This is a genomic window from Asticcacaulis sp. AC466, from assembly GCF_000495815.1.
GTDB lineage: Bacteria > Pseudomonadota > Alphaproteobacteria > Caulobacterales > Caulobacteraceae > Asticcacaulis.
Window position 1 is genome coordinate 1 of record NZ_AWGE01000033.1, and the last position, 15,873, is coordinate 15,873.

Annotated in this window: 14 protein-coding genes; 13 read left to right on the forward strand and 1 reads right to left on the reverse strand. The window is 51.7% G+C overall.

Features of this window, described 5'->3' with window-relative positions; all coding sequences use genetic code 11:
* The 5 genes from AEAC466_RS43225 to AEAC466_RS43245 form a co-directional block, all read left to right on the forward strand.
* Positions 1–753, forward strand: a 753-nt coding sequence (locus tag AEAC466_RS43225) for an outer membrane beta-barrel protein (RefSeq protein WP_023460267.1), incomplete at its 5' end; no start/stop codon positions are given.
* 49 nt (positions 754–802) lie between these two features.
* Positions 803–3,016: a GumC family protein gene (locus tag AEAC466_RS43230; protein ID WP_023460268.1), complete on the forward strand. Its 2,214-nt coding sequence runs from the start codon at positions 803–805 to the stop codon at positions 3,014–3,016.
* Between the two features lie 101 nt (positions 3,017–3,117).
* A complete protein-coding gene (locus AEAC466_RS44035) occupies positions 3,118–4,362 on the forward strand; it encodes a glycosyltransferase family 2 protein (protein ID WP_023460269.1) in 1,245 nt (414 codons plus the stop codon).
* Entirely contained in the window at positions 4,355–5,644 is a 1,290-nt protein-coding gene (locus tag AEAC466_RS43240; protein WP_023460270.1) for an O-antigen ligase family protein, read from the forward strand. Before AEAC466_RS44035 ends, AEAC466_RS43240 begins: the two co-directional genes overlap by 8 nt.
* Positions 5,631–6,614: a glycosyltransferase family 2 protein gene (locus AEAC466_RS43245; RefSeq protein WP_023460271.1), complete on the forward strand. Its 984-nt coding sequence runs from the start codon at positions 5,631–5,633 to the stop codon at positions 6,612–6,614. The genes AEAC466_RS43240 and AEAC466_RS43245 overlap by 14 nt, the downstream gene beginning before the upstream one ends.
* Positions 6,615–6,685: 71 nt before the next feature.
* Here the strand turns inward: AEAC466_RS43245 and AEAC466_RS43250 are convergent, their stop codons facing one another.
* Entirely contained in the window at positions 6,686–7,555 is an 870-nt protein-coding gene (locus AEAC466_RS43250) for a glycoside hydrolase family 16 protein (protein WP_023460272.1), read from the reverse strand.
* A 409-nt stretch (positions 7,556–7,964) separates the two neighbouring features.
* On the opposite strand from AEAC466_RS43250, the gene AEAC466_RS43255 reads away from it, so the two are divergent.
* The 8 genes from AEAC466_RS43255 to AEAC466_RS43285 all read left to right on the forward strand — a co-directional run bounded on the left by AEAC466_RS43255 (position 7,965) and on the right by AEAC466_RS43285 (position 15,857).
* Entirely contained in the window at positions 7,965–8,111 is a 147-nt protein-coding gene (locus AEAC466_RS43255) for a lasso RiPP family leader peptide-containing protein (protein WP_155913915.1), read from the forward strand.
* A 102-nt stretch (positions 8,112–8,213) separates the two neighbouring features.
* Positions 8,214–8,492, forward strand: coding sequence for a PqqD family protein (locus tag AEAC466_RS43260; protein WP_031239683.1), 279 nt, complete (start codon positions 8,214–8,216; stop codon positions 8,490–8,492).
* 43 nt (positions 8,493–8,535) lie between these two features.
* Positions 8,536–8,925 (forward strand): lasso peptide biosynthesis B2 protein, encoded by a 390-nt coding sequence (locus tag AEAC466_RS44040; RefSeq protein ID WP_162148983.1) that lies wholly within the window; start codon positions 8,536–8,538, stop codon positions 8,923–8,925.
* Positions 8,922–10,796, forward strand: coding sequence for an asparagine synthase-related protein (locus tag AEAC466_RS43265; protein WP_155913917.1), 1,875 nt, complete (start codon positions 8,922–8,924; stop codon positions 10,794–10,796). Before AEAC466_RS44040 ends, AEAC466_RS43265 begins: the two co-directional genes overlap by 4 nt.
* 1 nt (position 10,797) lies before the next feature.
* Positions 10,798–11,706, forward strand: a complete 909-nt coding sequence (locus AEAC466_RS43270) for a hypothetical protein (protein ID WP_023460277.1) — start codon at positions 10,798–10,800, stop codon at positions 11,704–11,706.
* Positions 11,699–13,501 carry an ABC transporter ATP-binding protein gene (locus tag AEAC466_RS43275; protein WP_023460278.1) on the forward strand — a complete coding sequence of 601 codons (1,803 nt, stop codon included), beginning with the start codon at positions 11,699–11,701 and terminating at the stop codon, positions 13,499–13,501. Before AEAC466_RS43270 ends, AEAC466_RS43275 begins: the two co-directional genes overlap by 8 nt.
* Positions 13,502–13,645: 144 nt before the next feature.
* Positions 13,646–14,626 (forward strand): nucleotidyltransferase family protein, encoded by a 981-nt coding sequence (locus tag AEAC466_RS43280; protein WP_162148984.1) that lies wholly within the window; start codon positions 13,646–13,648, stop codon positions 14,624–14,626.
* A 145-nt stretch (positions 14,627–14,771) separates the two neighbouring features.
* Positions 14,772–15,857 (forward strand): acyltransferase family protein, encoded by a 1,086-nt coding sequence (locus tag AEAC466_RS43285; protein WP_031239690.1) that lies wholly within the window; start codon positions 14,772–14,774, stop codon positions 15,855–15,857.
* The last annotated feature ends 16 nt before the right edge of the window (positions 15,858–15,873 follow it).

Sequence of the window (15,873 nt, forward strand, 5' to 3'; positions counted from 1 at the left end):
ACGTCCGAGGTAAACGCTGGCATTGTTTGGGAGCAAAATCGCATCCGGATGACCGGCGTGCTGAACTACTCGAAGCTGAACTTCTTTGATGTTAGGGATGCGAATGGCAATATCCTTCCGCAGAATGGACGCGATTTTTCAACGACAGGTTTTTCTGGGCGATTAGACTATGCCATTAGTCCGAGCGTCGCCGTCTATGGCTCCTATTCGGGCAACAGTCGCGACTATCAATCCAGCAGCGTAAACCGTAACTCGCACGGCTATTCGGCGGCAGTGGGCACCAATTTCGAGATCACCAGTCTGATGCGTGGCGAGGTTGAGGTTGGTCATCTCGAGCAAAAATACAAGAACTCGGCCTTCAAGCCGGCAAGCGGGACGTTCGTAAACGGTAAGGTGGAGTATTTCCCAACCCAGCTTATGACGGTGACGCTCTCCAATCGCAGCTCGGTTCAGGAAACCCCTGATATCGGCGTTTCCAGCTTTCTTTCGAACAATACCAACTTACGTATTGATTATGAATTGCTTAGGCCTCTATTGCTGCACGCGTCCTACGGCTTGATCTCTGATGACTATAAGGGTGAAGACCGGACGGATCGTCGGACCAGCTTTGAGCTCGGTGCCCGGTACATGATGTCACGGCGGGTGAGTTTCCAAGGGCAATACCAATACTCAAAGAATGATTCCACCGGTAGCGCAGGTATTCCGGGGTATGTGGATAACCTCTTTAGAATATCTTTAGTCCTTCAATACTAATGTCAAGCCTTACCCGTCGCTCAGATAATCGGCGTCAAAAGAAGCGAAAATGACCAAGACTCCTACTCAGATTTCAAAGCGAATTGACGACGACTCTTTTGAAATTGTGCTTCCGACATTCGACCTTAGAAGTCTGATTTCCGACCTGCGTCGGTTTACCCGGTTTTTTGTTGGCGTATTTATAGTCACGTTTGCGCTTATTTTGGTCCCTATAGCCACCAAGACGCCGCTGTATACGGCGACGTCTCAGGTTATGCTCGACCCGCGAACCATGAATACGATGCCGTCGCAGGACGTTCTCTCGGGACTGCCTTCGGATACGACGACGATTGACACAGAGGTTCAAGTGCTCCAGTCGACAGCGCTCGCTGAACGGGTGGTGGATTCCCTGCATCTTGAGCTGGATCCTGAGTTTAACCCGTATCTAGGTGGGACCAAGTATTTCGGACTGGTCAAGACAAAGCCGATCTCTCAGGAAGGCCTGTCGCCTATCGCGAAGCAGCGGCTTCATGAAGCGATCGTTGATAGCGTCAAAAGCCGGGTGAGTGTAAGCCGGTTGGCGCTAACGCGAATTATCAATATTTCCTACACGGCGAAGTCGCCGCAGAAGGCGACACGCATTGCCAATGAATGGGCACGCCTATATCTGTCGCAACAGCTCGAGGCGAAGTTTGAAGCCACCAAGGAAGCCAATAACTGGCTCAATTCGCGCCTCGGGGAACTGAAGGTACAGGTCGAGGCAGCCGAAACGGCGCTTCAACAATACAAAATTGCCAATAATCTGATCAATGCAACAGGTGACAACACACTGGGGCAGCAACAGATTACGACTCTTGACCAACAACTCGCCACGGTTAAGGTCGATCAGGCCGAAGCCGATGCGCGCCTGGCTGTCGCCAAGCGGCAATTGGCCAGTGGTTCGGCTGGGGATGACGTAGGCGAAGCGTTGAATTCGCCTGTCGTCGGAGATCTGCGCTCGAAGCGGGCCGCGGTCAGCCAGTCACTTGCCGATCTGCAGTCCAGATATGGGCCTTTGCATCCTGAGGTCGTGAAGGCAAAGCGCCAGATGGCGGATATCGACGAACAGATTGACGCCGAAATCAAGCGGATCATCTCCAACCTTGAAGCGCAGGCGCAAATTCAGAGGCAAAGGACCGCCTCGCTCCAATCGAGCGTTGGCCAGGCGAGGGGGCAACTGATCGGCAATAACCAAGCAATGGTGAAGCTGAATGAGCTTCAGCGTAATGCCGATGCCGTCTCAACGCTGTATCAATCCTACCTTGATCGTTTCAAACAGACCTCGGCTCAGCAAGGTATTGACCGTACCGATGCGCGGATTGTGTCCAACGCGACTCTGCCCGGTGGGCCAAGTTCCCCGAATATTCCTTTGGGTGTCGCTTTTGCCTTCTTGTGTGCAACTGGTCTTGCCACTGCGCTCGTATTCCTGCGCCGGGCTTTTGATAGCGGCCTGACCACAGGGCGTGACGTCGAAACACTGTTGGGTCAGCCCTACTTGGCCGGTGTCAGTGATCTGGGTTCAACGCTCGACAAGTCAACGAAGACGACGCCCGTCGCCTATGTTGTGGACAAGCCATTGTCGGTGTTTTCGGAGGGCTTCCGGAATTTGCGGGCGTCCTTAATCTATTCTCGCCTTGGAGAAGAGGTAAAGGTCATCGCCGTCACGTCTTCGCTGCCTGGGGAAGGTAAGACGACAACTTCGATGTGCCTTGCCCGTACGATGGCTATGTCTGGTCAGTCTGTCGTTCTGCTGGATTGCGACCTGCGTCGCCGGTCGATCAACCGAATGATCGGCAAGGAAGTTACGGCGGGTCTTCTTGAGGTCCTTGCGGGTAGCGCCACGCTTGACGAGGTTCTGGTTGCTGACGATGTCACGAATGTGAAGTTCCTGCCTCTGGCGGAAAGCACCTATACGCCACGCGATGTTTTCGGCTCGCCGTTGATGGACGATTTGCTGGCAACGCTGCGGAGCCGCTTTGACGTTATTATTTTGGATACTGCCCCCGTCCTTCCTGTGGTTGATACGCGTATCCTGTGTCGCAAGGCGGATGTTGTCGCTATGCTGGTGCGGTGGCGTAAGACGCCACGTAAGGCCGTCCAGAATTCTCTGGGCCTGCTGACTGACGTCGGCGCTCAGGTCAGCGGCGTTGTCCTGACGCAAATCAACGTAAAAGAACAGTCCAAGTACGGCTACGGAGATAGCGGTTACTATTATAAAGAGTATAAAAAGTACTATACTCAGTAATGTGGGCTTTCCGTATGTAGCGATTGACCTGAATTTTACTATCGATATATCACGCGTAATGGTCATTCATGTTAGTTTGCCTGGTTTAGGACTGCGGACCTATGATGCCCACCACTGATGCGTCTGCTGCTTTTGTTTCTGTAATTATGGCGAATTATAATGGTGCGCGCCATCTTGCAGAGGCCATTCGGTCTGTCCTGTGTCAGTCCCATAGCCATTTGGAATTGATCTTTTCGGATGATGCATCCAGCGATGACAGCGTCCAGATCGCCTCGGACTTCGCTGCCCTCGATTCACGAGTAAAGGTACTTGCAGCCGAGAGCAATTCAGGGCCGGCGCGTGCCCGTAATAGGGCTGTTGATGTGGCTACGGGGGACTGGATCGCGATTGTTGACTCAGATGACATCTTGCATCCCGATCGCCTTCTACATCTGCTGAATGGCGCCGCGCGGGAGCAAGCGGATATTGTGGCTGACGAACTCATGTACTTCCACGATGGTCCGCGTCTGCCAACGACCTTAATGTTTTCCGGACGGTATGCTGATGCGCCGTTTAGCGTAACGGCAGATTTATTTGTTCGATGCAATTCCGGAGAGGCTGATCTTCCTAACCTCGGCTATTTAAAGCCTATGATCCGGTCGTCCGTCGTCTCAAACCTCAGATACGATGAGACGCTGAAAATTGGCGAAGATTATGATTTTCTGCTTCGCGCCATCTTGTCTGGCGCAACGTTTGTCGTCTTTCCGATTCCAAGTTACTTTTACCGACGCCACGGCCAATCAATTTCGCATCGATTGAGTGCGGTGGCAATTGCGGCCATGATCGCTAATCATGACAAGCAACACCAGAGCATAGTCAAGCGGTTGCCAGACCTAGAGCGGTCACTCGTGGCGCGGCGCAGATCCTTGGAAGCGGGCCTTCGGTTTGCCAATCTAGTCGACGCCGTTAAAAAACGGGAAATCGCTCAAGTTGTGCGTTTGATCGGCGCTGACCCGAGCTTGCTTTTTCGACTCGGTAGCAGTTTTGTCGAAAGACTGACCAAAGCAAAGGCAAGCCCGTCTGTACGTGCGGAGCCGTCTGTTGCAGAAATTGAATTGGTCGATGAGAACGCAGGCAGGGCCGCCGATATTTCAAATGGCCGGCCAAGGCGCTTGGCTCCAGTCCGTCCCTTCGAAGTTGGATTTAACTACCTTAGTCGTTACGATTGGTGCGAATTGGCGAATGTAGAGCCTGACGGTGACCTGACGGTCATCGCGCGCGGACCGAACGCGATATACGCCTCAGGTTATATCCGGTCGAAACGTCTAGTGGCGGATGGTATGGAAAGTACGAAATGTCATGTCTGAAGCAATGAGAGAAAATACAGCTCCAAAAAATCTCAAAGTCTTATTCACTTGGGACTTTCTGCTTATCTGTGGAGCCATCATATCTATTACGCTTGAGCCGATATTTAAGTCTGCCTCTGCTCTGCTGTTTATTTTATTTGTTCTAATTGTCTTGTTTCGCCATTTCGGTAAGACAGTATTGGCATTGGGAAAATATTGGTATTTATTGGTTCTCCCTTTTTATTGTTTGATGTCCATATTCTGGTCACTGCACCCAGGGGACACATTTAAGTATTCTTTAGAGCTTATAATTACACTCGGTTTTGCTATTGTAATTGCGACCCGTATTAGTGTAAATGATTTTTTAAAAATACTCTTCTACGCCTTTGGAATCGGTGTGGTGTGCAGCATTTTGTTCGGCCGCTCACGCCTTGATGGCGCTTGGCTGGGTATTTTTCAAAGTAAGAATGCGTTTGCAGATTTTATGGCCAATTTTTCTCTGCTTGCGCTGGCCGTAGCTTTGAACCCCGACAACAGGAAGTTCCTTCGGATATTGGCTACGATTGGGGCACTCATCAGCGTTCCGATGATATCTCTGGGACAGTCGTTTGGCGTGCTGGTGACAATTTTTCCCTCAATAATGGTGATGCTGTTTGTCATAAATTTGCGACGCATACCGAACACCTTGAAATTCTTCATTATATTTGCAGGCCTATTCTTCGCATTGCTCGCCAGCCTGATCTATTATGGGTATGCGAATGAGATAAATAGTGCCCTTCTGAAGCTTGGGGGAAAAGATACAACCCTTACCGGGAGAACCTATCTTTGGGAATATGGCAGAACACTAATTGCTCAACGCCCTTTGCTTGGCACGGGTTACCGGGCTTTTTGGGTTGTCGGTAATTCTGACGCCGAAGCCATATGGGATCACTTCGGTATTGCCGGTAAATCTGGTTTCAATTTTCACAACGTCTACATTACCAACGCCGTTGAGCTGGGCTATATTGGCTTAATTATGCAGATCTTCATTTTCTATGGGGCAATATTGCAGGCGCTTTATCTAGCGTTTAAGGAATGCAAAATTGAATATGCCTATATGCTGGGTCTGCTTCTATACATTCTCTCAAGAAGTTTTATTGAAGCGGTATTTTTCTATCATTTTGGATTGCCGTCAATCTTGATATATTCAATATTTGTATATTGTAATTTGAAGATATTTAGCAGGAAGGCCAAGGTTGAGAGGATGCGTCCAGTCCTTGGGCAAACTCGGAAAAAAAGGGAAATTGCACGTGCAGACTCTTGACGGGCCGCTTGTACAAGTTCGGACCCCAACATACAAAAGGCCGGAGCAGCTTCTGCGCTGCCTGAAATCATTGCAATCCCAGACGCATCAAAATTGGGTCTGTGATGTATATGACGACGACCCGCAGGGAGCGGGTGAATCGGTGTGCGCTGCGTTAGGAGATAGCCGGATCTTCTATCATAAAAACCAGCCACAAAAGTTTGCGTCGAGGAATATTGATCAGTGTTTTTCCGCCGACAATCCGCACGGCGCCGATTATTTTTGCGTTGTAGAGGACGACAATTTTATCCTGGACGCCTTTTTTGCCGCCAATATTGAGGTGTGTGAATCAAAAGGAGTGCATATTGTTCTACGCAATCAGAAAATTGAATATAATAGCGGAGGCGAGAACGCCTCGCTAAGCTCGACTGGTGTTCTTGATGGATTATACAAAGAGGGCCTGTATGACGCGCATAAGTTCCGGCAATCGTTACTTTTCGCTATTGGCGTGTCGAACGGCGGACTGTTTTGGAGCGCAAAAACGCGAAGCGCTCTTGAAATCGGATTTCCCTGTACGGCGACCGTACAGGAATATATGCGAACCTTCTCGATCGTTGAGCCAATCTACGTTGCAATGACGCCTTTAGCCGTTTGGGCTGAAAATGCAGAACAGACGACCCGAAATGACGGCCTCGATGCATCTTACCTGGTGCGTGAGTTGAACTTGAAGCGGACAGTGCAGGCTCTGCGCGCAAAAATTTGGTCAACTATGTCTAAGGATGAGCGGCGGCAGATGGTGGTGGATGATAGGTTTGAAACACCCGCGGATGTTCGCGCGATAGAATTGGCTAAATCCTTATTGTTGCCTAGTTCGACTCTGTCCATGCGTAGACTTGTTAATCTGTTGGCTCGCGGTATTGTCATTCGCTTGTTCGGCCGCACGGACCCAACACTTCAGGCATTTATTAAATCGCGAGTGGCGCAATATTAGGCTGTTGATGCATGCAGCGTCCGCGCATGTTGTTTACCACGTTGGCGCGATTGGGAGAAGTTGGCGAATGGCTATTTTTTCGCGGGCTGTTTAGGGTATTGATAGACCCGCACATAATCTACTTCCAGTCTCACCGGGAATACGGTTGGGTCAATGCCATCGATTCCGCCCCAAGCACCACCCACTGCAATGTTCATCAAAAGATGAAAATTGTGGTCCCAAGGCCATTCGTCGTAGCTTGCGGTTCCCTTTTTGGCGGTGAAAACGACGGTGCTGTCGACGTAGAAGGTGAAGCCATCTTCACGCCAGTCCATTCTATAATTGTGGAAGGCTTTGCAGGCGTCGTTGATTTGTAGATTGCCCTGAAGTCTCTCCGGCACGCCTTGAGATGAGTGCAACGTAGAATGGATATCGCCGGGCTTGGAGCCGACCATCTCCATAATGTCGATCTCGCCGTCCTTGGGCCAGCGTCCCTTATCGCTTAACATCCATATCGCCGGCCAAGTGCCGCGCCCGCAGGGTAATTTGGCGCGCACGTCAACAAAACCATAGGTCCAGGATGCTCGGCCACGCGTAATCAGGCGGGCGGAGCTATATTCCTGCCCGACCCAGTCTTTCTGGCTCGAAAGGTCTTCCTTGCGGGCTTCAATAATGAGGACACCATTTTCGACACGCGCATTTTCGGAACGTGCCCGGGTATAGTACTGCCGTTCATTATGCCACCAAAAATCCCGGTTGGCGAAGGTGTCATAATCCCACTTCTTAGGATCCGGCGCGCCTGTATAGTTAAATTCGTCGGACCAGACCAACCGGGCGTCCGGCGGGATAACCGGCTCAGCTTCGCTCTTTCCAAAGGGTGCGGCAATAAGAGCGGTAGCGGCCGCGAAGGCGCCTAGCCAAGCCCCGTGACTCACTTTTTTTGTGACCGGAATGCTCAACATGATTCTTACTCACCGGTTGAATGACGGGATGGAAATTTACTTTAAGTCAGCCGTAGAAGCTTGGCGAGCGCTTTGTCATTTTAATGCGCGAATTTTAACTGCGTTTAAGCACAACCTGGGGGGGAAGTCGCTGCAAAAATGTGACAGCTGCATCGTTTCGACAAAATAGTTTTCTCTGAAAGTGACTGTTTATATGGGGAAAAAATGAAGCTTTCTTTTTGCGCTCAAAAAAAATAGCATATAAATCAAATGCTTATATTTTTCCCCAGGGGATAATCGGGGGGCTTGTATTTTGTCAATATGCTGTTTTTGGGAACGTGGTTAACAATTCAATAATTGACTGTACCGGGGTGTTGTGGCCTATATGTCCTCGGGCCGCCATACGGTGGCTATCTTCAAGGAGGCTATCATGACCGAACAAACTAAAGTTGCTTACGTCGCTCCGACCGTCGAAAAGATCGGCGATTTCGAAACCACCACCCAGCACACGAACTCCGGCACCACTGCCGATATCGCTCTGGGTCAAGGCGACAGCATCCTGGGTCACCTGTCCTAACTTTCGACAGGTACTAGTTGCTTAAGACTTTTGCGTTAGTACAAAGGTCCACATAGGCTTTGCCTAACGTGGGCCTTTTCTTTTTTTTGCTGGAGCTTCACATTGCTATCCTCTTCTACAATTCTTTCGGCGTCTTCCGACGTAGTGGCGTGTGAACTGGATGGTGGTGCGGCCCTGCTCGATTTGAAGTCCGGCAGTTATTTTCGACTTAATCAGACTGGCAGTTTTGTCTGGTCGCTGCTTGAGTCACCACGCGCCTTTGGCGAGCTCTTCGACGCCATGGCGGGACATTTTGATGTAGATGCAGAAATCCTGAGCCAAGACCTTAAGGCTTTGATCGGTTCGCTGCTCGAACGGGGACTGATAAGCGCGCAGTCGTAAAATGCCAGTCAGCTACAAAGCCGTGCGAATGGCCAGAGATCTGTTGGCCTTGCTGAAATATACAGCTTTGAACCTGTATTTCCGGAGCTATATCGGCTCCTTTACGTTTGCCTCGATCAAGCAAAAAATATCCAGTAGCGATGGTCCTCCGGCGCCGCCTGAGTTGGCGAGATGGGTCGGACGATTGGTGACCGTGAGCGCGCGATATGTGCCTCATTCGACTTGCCTGTCACGCGCGATGGCGGCTCAGTTTGTCCTCAAACGAAAAGGGTACGGATCTACTGTCTGCATCGGCGTTGCCAATGGAGACGGGCCCGATGCAATGTTGGCCCATGCGTGGCTGATCAGCGGAGACTCTGTCGTCGTCGGAAATGAAAACAACGAACTCGAAAAGTTCAAACTGTTGACGCAAATGAAGGGGCGGGGACGTTGAGCGCGATTGCTGCCGTAGTTTTGAATGAGCCGGGCCGCCCAGGTGACGTGGTTCAGGGGATGTTGGATGCGATGCCTTATCGCGCGCCGGATGGGTGCGTCGTCTGGACCGGAAACGGTGTGGCTTTGGGGGTCGGTTTTATGCGGGTCTTGGCAGAGGAGCCGACAGATCCGACGATTTTCACGTTCGGCAAGCTTGTTATCACCTGCGATATCCGTTTCGATAATCGGGAAGAATTGATTTCGGCCTTGTCACTGGACAAAGGCGTTAGGGAGGCAGAGGTCCTTGCGGGCGCCTTTTCCAAATGGGGGCTGGACTGTGTTCAGCATTTCATTGGTGATTTCGCCTTTATTATCCTTGATTTGGATAACGGCACACTCTTCGCTGCCCGCGATCACATGGGCGTTCGACCGTTATTCTACCGACATGATGATGCCGGGTTTTGTATCGCCACCGAACATAGGGTTCTGGTTGCGCCGGGTGCACCTTTCCGCAGTCTGGCTCAGGACGAAGTTTTGCACCAGCAGGTCGCTGACTTCGTCGTTGGGCGGGATTACCAAGAACACACCATCATCTTTGAAGGCATCTCGCGTCTACCGGCTGGTAGTCGGCTGTTGCGCACACCAGGTCAGGCGCCGGTCGTGGAGACCTACTGGCTGCCGACCGCCAATCCGCGCTCCGAGTCCGATGCGCCTGCGCCTGCAGAGTTAAGGGCGGTGTTGGAGATGGCTATCGCCTGTCGAATGCGAGCCGCGCGACCGGTCGGCAGTATGTTGAGCGGTGGGCTGGATTCGTCGTCGATCTCATGTCTGGCGTCAAGGCTGTCCGTCGCCGACGGCACTGGGCCGATTGATACGTTTTCGATTGTTTTTGACGATAACCCAAACCTGAATGAACGCCCCTTCATCGAAGCCGCTGTAGCCGTTGGCACGTTCAAACCGCACTTTCTGTCTTTCAGCGGCTATGCGCCCTTGGAAAATCTTGAGGAGCTTATGCGGGTCCAGGGTCGGCTGGTCAATTCGCCGGGCACGGTGCTGGTCTATAAGGCTTACCAGGCCATAAGTGCAGAGGGGCTTCGGGTCTTCCTCGATGGCCACGGCGGCGATGAAGTGGTTTCGCATGGGCTGGCGCGGGTCAACGAATTGGCCAGCGTGGGGCGTTGGCGCGACGTGTGGCGCGAATTGGCGGGGGCGGGACGGCTTAATGGCGAAAGCCGCATAGCTCAATTCATTCTGCTGTTTGTTCGCCACGGAAAATACAAGGGTGCCTATCGCGTTCGTCGGGCGTTTATCAAGGCAATCAACTGGCTGACGCCGCCGCCCGACGACCTTCTGCAAGCAAAATATCGTAATCTGACCACGTCAGCGCCGAAACGTTTGGCCGAAACGGAAGCGGCGCGGCAGGAAAAAAACCTGCGATCCGCGCATATAACCCATGTGCTGGAGCATCTTGAGATCATTGCTGCCCGAGCCGGCACTCAGCCCAGATTTCCGTTTTTCGACAAGCGTATGGTCGAGTTTTGCATGTCGTTGCCGTCCAGCTCAAAAATGAAAGATGGCTGGACACGGCTTATCCTGCGCCAGGCGATGGAAGGTATCTTGCCGTCTAAAATTCAATGGCGGACAGGCAAGTTCGATTTTGCACCACACGTAGGTATAGGCATTTTCAAACATCATGTCCCCATGCTTGAAGACATTATTAGTAGAAATGCCGATGAAGTTGGTGAATATATTAACTTGGATATTGTAAGACCTATTCTGAAAGAAGGAAAGCGAAACGTCCGTTCTTTAGATGGAAAATCTATACAGATTTTGTGGCGGACCGCCGCGCTTTCGCTTTGGTTAAGACAGAAGAAAAAGGCGATGAAGTAACATGTCTAGAGACTATTACCGATATTTTGTATATGGTCTCGTTGTTCATTCGACCTTCGAGATGCCCGAGCTTATGCCGGCGTCCAGCGATACGCCCGATGTCATTGTCCGGGCAGGGCATATCGACCGCCACCTCAATATGGAGGCCTATGGTGGTTCGATTCGGCTAGGTCCAGAGCTCCAAATGCTGGACTGGGCTGCCATTGGCAAATTCGACATTCACGGAACATCGGAGATTGTCGTCGATCTCAATCCGGGCGTGCCGGAGTCCCTGATGCGCGTGCCGCTCCTCGGATCGGTGATGGCGCTGCTATTACAACTGAAGGGCTCGCTCGTGCTGCACGCAAGCGCCGTGCGTCTGGGGTCCACCGGTGTTGGATTTTTGGGCGATAAAATGGCCGGGAAATCCACAACCGCCGGGGCTTTCGTGTCGCGCGGTTATAAGCTTCTGACCGACGATGTGCTGCCGATATCCCTGGACGGAATCGCGAAGATCGCTCCCGGGTTCCCGCAGATGAAGTTCACGGATGAGTCGTCTTCCGCGATCAGCATATCGGGGAGTGAGGTCATGCCGCCAATTCCCTATCCGGGGGTCGAAAAGCGCCAGCATAATGTAAAAGAGTCCTTCTACGACGAAGCGACGGATGTTGGGAAACTCTATTATCTCCAACGTGGTACGGATCCTGCAGTAGAAGCTCTGACCGTCACGGAGCAGTTTCAAATCCTTATGCGCTTTTCGTATTCCCATCGCTTCGGCAAGGCCAGTTTCAATACGCCAAACGGCACTGAAATTGTCCGCCAGTGCGCCAAGCTGGCGGAAGCAAATCGTGTTGCGCGATTGGTCGTGCCTGACCAATTGGCGCGCCTGTTCGAGGTTGTGCCTCTCGTAGAGACGGACGTGAATGGCTAGCCTCACCCAGACGTCAAATAAGGCGGCTGAGACGCGTAGCCTGTGCTTTTCTCTTGCGCGATATATTTTTCTGACAGCGCCACGTCGGGTGATTGCGACGCTGACTCTGCTCCTGATCGGGGGGCTCACGGAGAGCCTGACCTTGGTCATGCTTCTGCCGTTCTTCCATTTCATGGGAGATGGGCAGCATAGTACGCATCTATCCATACCGACCGGCCCGCTCAAATCGCTGATAGGACAGACGATTGAAACCGAGCTTTGGGTGATTTTGAGCGTTGTTGGGGCAATCATTATCTCCAGCGCTCTGATTACACGCGTCCGAACGCTATCCATGAATAGCCTGCTGCTGGCGACGCTGAACAGGTTGCGTATGGATCTGTTCACGAGCATCGCCTCGGCCCGCTGGTCTACCTTTTCGCGGATGCGGGTTGCCGATCTTGACCATGTTTTGACAGGCGATATCGATCGCGTCCAACAATCCGCCATCAGCATATTTATGCTGTTTCAAAATGGTGTGTTTCTTATCATCTATACCGTGTTGTCCTGTCTCGTTTCGGTCAAGATGACGGCGGTTGCTGTGGTCATGGGCGGGCTTGTTTTCCTTATTCAGACGCCCTTGCGTAAGTTCAGTGCGGAGTACGGTGATAAGCTCACCCGTGAGCGCCGAACCCAGTACAGAACGATCAACGACTTCCTACTCGGCCTGAAGGTAACAAAAAGCTATAATGCTGAAGGGCGTTACGTTCTTGAGTTGGGCGCGATACTTGATCGTATGCGTGTTGAGACCGTCAAATTCATGAGATACACGTCATTGAGTAACGTGATATTTCAGGCCTCGACTGCGATCTTTGCTTGCCTTTTTATCTATTTTTCCTACGCGGTCTACAAGCTTGACCTCGCGCGCATTGTTTTACTCCTTTTGATCTTTATGCGTCTGTCACCGCGGTTTTCTGAAATTCAATCTCAGTTGCATAGCCTTTTGGTGAGTATTCAGGCCCTGGCTGCCATGCAGAAGGTCATGACGGAATGCGACGCCAATAAGGAAAAAGAACGCGCCGTGGGGGAAGAGGGCTTTGTCCATTTTAAGCTTAAGGACAAGCTAAGTTTCTCTCGCGTCAGGTTCAGCTACGGTGACGGCGATGTCTTGAAGGACGTCTCATTCGATGTACCTGCAAACAAGGTTACGGCCGTCATTGGTTCCTCCGGTGGCGGTAAGAGTACAATAGCGGACCTGGCTATGGGCTTTATAACGCCTCAGACTGGACATATAGCTGTTGATGGCTTGCGGCTTGACGGCATGACGTCTCGTGCCTGGCGCGACTATACGGCTTATGTACCCCAGGACACATATCTGTTGCCTGCGTCGATAGCTGACAATCTTCGTATTGCGCGTCCGACGGCAACCGCCCAGGATATCCGCAAGGCGCTGCTGCTCGCACAAGCGGAGTTTGTATATAGATTCCCAAAGGGCATAGATACGATCGTCGGAGACGGGGCGCAAAAACTGTCGGGGGGAGAGCGACAACGTATAGCCGTTGCGCGTGCCCTGCTGAAAAAACCTGACCTGCTGATCCTGGATGAGGCGACAAGCGCGCTGGATGCCAATAACACGGACTGGATTGTCGATATGCTCACCAAGTTGAGCAAGAAGGTCACCATCCTTTTGATCACCCACAATCCGGCGGTCTTGCGGTGCGCACATCGAGTGATAACCGTTCAGGAGGGCGCCGTTGCCGAGATAAAGGATGTCAAGCGCAGGACTAAAAAAGCCAAGCGCAAATCCGAGTATAGATAATCATTGTTGGTCTTTTCATCCGCTGATCTATCAATTATTATAGTGTACTAACTATATTCCCCGGGGGACTTCGTGGACGTTTTATGCGCAAGTTTGCGAAAATTGATCCTTTCGCCAGCGCTAACTGACGAATCCTCCGTCAACGTGCGTGATATTGCCGATGCTCTGCCGGTTGCGCGTACAAACAAGTTGGCTATTCTTTTCAAGCGTTCCATAGGCAGTGAAGCCGCGCTTGAGGTTCAGAAGCTATTCGCTGAAGACCTTCAAAAAATTGCTTTTTTAAACTCGAAAATCTTACAGATCATCCAGGCGGCAAACCGCGCCCTGCATGATGCGGGCATTCGGCACGCGTTTTATAAAGGCCCGCTACAACAGAAAATCCTATACGGCGATTATTACGCAAAGCCCTGTTTGGATGCAGATATCCTGGTGAGTCCGAAAGACTTCAAGGCGGCGCGGGGGGCACTGCTGGATGCGGGTTTCCGAATACCGGACGGGTACAGCGGATTGTGGTGGACTTTTTTCCTGGGTGAGCAGCCGCTTCTCGCGCCGGGGCAACTTTACTCTGTTGATCTGCATCATAGACTTCAGCAGCCTGGGTCGCCTGCGCCGAGACATATTATCGAATTCCTGGATGATGTGACACCTGTTCCGCTTGGCTCCCAATCGGTGCCAACCATTGGATTGCGTGGGATTGCTATGGTGGCAGCAATGAATCTCGTGAAGGCCGTGTATCACAGGGAGCCGACGGGCGGGCACGCGCTCGATGTCTTGGTCGCCATGAGCAAGATGACGGCGGATGGCATTGAAGAGACGCAAGCGCAGGCGCGTGTCCAAGGTTTGGCTGGCACCTTGTCGTTTGCGGCAGAACTGGCTGCTGAGGTTTTTGGAGTGTCCAATCCTCTCGGGCGCGATGCTTACAAGCTGCCTCTCGATGTGGCGCGGGCGCGGCAGCTCATCTTTGCGGGCGAGGGGCAGCCCCTTCAGCGCAGGAAATTGTTGGTTCATCTGTGCGATCGCCCGTTAATAGACGCGCCCATCGAGGCGATTAGATGGATAATGTCGGAGGCCGCGCTCCATTCGTCGCCATTGACTGGAAAGCCCTCAAACTCAAAAGCAGCTTAGGCCCCTGCCTGGGAGGGCTCCTTAGGAAAGTTCTTTTCGCAATTGCGAACATTTCCCATAGCTTCGAATGAGCTAAGACCGTAGTGTATGCGCCAGCAATGTCGCATTGGAAGCCGCAATCGTTAGATCGTGGCCGAGGGATACCATGACAAAACGATTTACCGGTCTGGACTCAATCCGCGGCATTGCTGCGACCGTAGTCGTCATTTCCCACGTGTTCATGCTCAATGGGACCGCCGTCCCGTTATATATCCCGTTCGATGTAGACAAACTGGCTAGGTTGTCAGTCATTATATTCTTCGTGCTGAGTGGCTTCGTACTGACTCTTTCGTACAATTTCGAGCGTCCCAACTACTATTCATTTCTAGTAAAGCGAATATGCCGAATCTATTTGCCCTTCGCTATAGCGACCATCCTCCTCGCGATCCCTTATAATGCCATAACGGATAGCCATCCCAACCTGAAGCTCGGTGTCGGTTACTGGACAAACGACCTGACCGTTTCTGCCTTTCTTGGCCACCTCTTCATGAGTGGAATGCGTGGAACAGCCTTTCTAAATGTGCCAATCTGGTCGTTAATTATCGAAATGCGGGCCTCGATACTCTTTCCGCTTCTTCTAATTGTGGCCATGCGCTTTCGATGGCTCACAATAGTTGTTGCGCCGGCGCTTTGCGTCGTTGCAGGCAAAGTATTTGTGCACTTAGGTGGAGATAATTTCTTCGAAGCCAACTCGTTCCTGAGCGCCATCGCCCTTACAGCGTACTACTTCTCTTTCTTCGTTGCCGGTATTTTCCTGGCGCTGAAGCGTACCGCTTTAATCTCGACATTTGATCGTATCGCAAATTGGGCGCATATCGCGGCGTTTTGCGCGGTTTACCCTGTAGCTCTGATCCTACTGAACAAGTTCATCATGCAGGATATTCTGTACGCCACGATTGCAGCTCATGCGATACTGTGCTGTGTCGCCATGCCCAAGGTCAATAAGGCTCTATCTACACCGATGCTGGCTTGGCTGGGCAAGATATCCTTCAGCCTATACCTCATACATCTTCCGATCATGATGTATGTGATCTACTTGCTCGATCCGATGATTGCACCGCTTGCCGCAAGTTTGATCAGCTTGCCTTTGGTGTTTGTTATGGCTCAAATATACAACCTTCTTGTTGAGCAACCCACCATGAAGCTTGGCAAATTTCTGACCACGCCCAGACGGGCCGTAGCGACACAGTGAGTTATCCGTCGCTATT

What these genes read in the sequence shown, in the direction of transcription:
- AEAC466_RS43230 (WP_023460268.1), top strand. Translation starts at nt 803, where the DNA reads ATGACCAAGACTCCTACTCAGATTTCAAAGCGAATTGACGACGACTCT.
- AEAC466_RS43270 (WP_023460277.1), top strand. Translation starts at nt 10,798, where the DNA reads ATGTCTAGAGACTATTACCGATATTTTGTATATGGTCTCGTTGTTCAT.
- AEAC466_RS43255 (WP_155913915.1), top strand. Translation starts at nt 7,965, where the DNA reads ATGACCGAACAAACTAAAGTTGCTTACGTCGCTCCGACCGTCGAAAAG.
- AEAC466_RS43250 (WP_023460272.1), bottom strand. Translation starts at nt 7,555, where the DNA reads ATGTTGAGCATTCCGGTCACAAAAAAAGTGAGTCACGGGGCTTGGCTA.
- AEAC466_RS43275 (WP_023460278.1), top strand. Translation starts at nt 11,699, where the DNA reads ATGGCTAGCCTCACCCAGACGTCAAATAAGGCGGCTGAGACGCGTAGC.
- AEAC466_RS44035 (WP_023460269.1), top strand. Translation starts at nt 3,118, where the DNA reads ATGATGCCCACCACTGATGCGTCTGCTGCTTTTGTTTCTGTAATTATG.
- AEAC466_RS43240 (WP_023460270.1), top strand. Translation starts at nt 4,355, where the DNA reads ATGTCTGAAGCAATGAGAGAAAATACAGCTCCAAAAAATCTCAAAGTC.
- AEAC466_RS43285 (WP_031239690.1), top strand. Translation starts at nt 14,772, where the DNA reads ATGACAAAACGATTTACCGGTCTGGACTCAATCCGCGGCATTGCTGCG.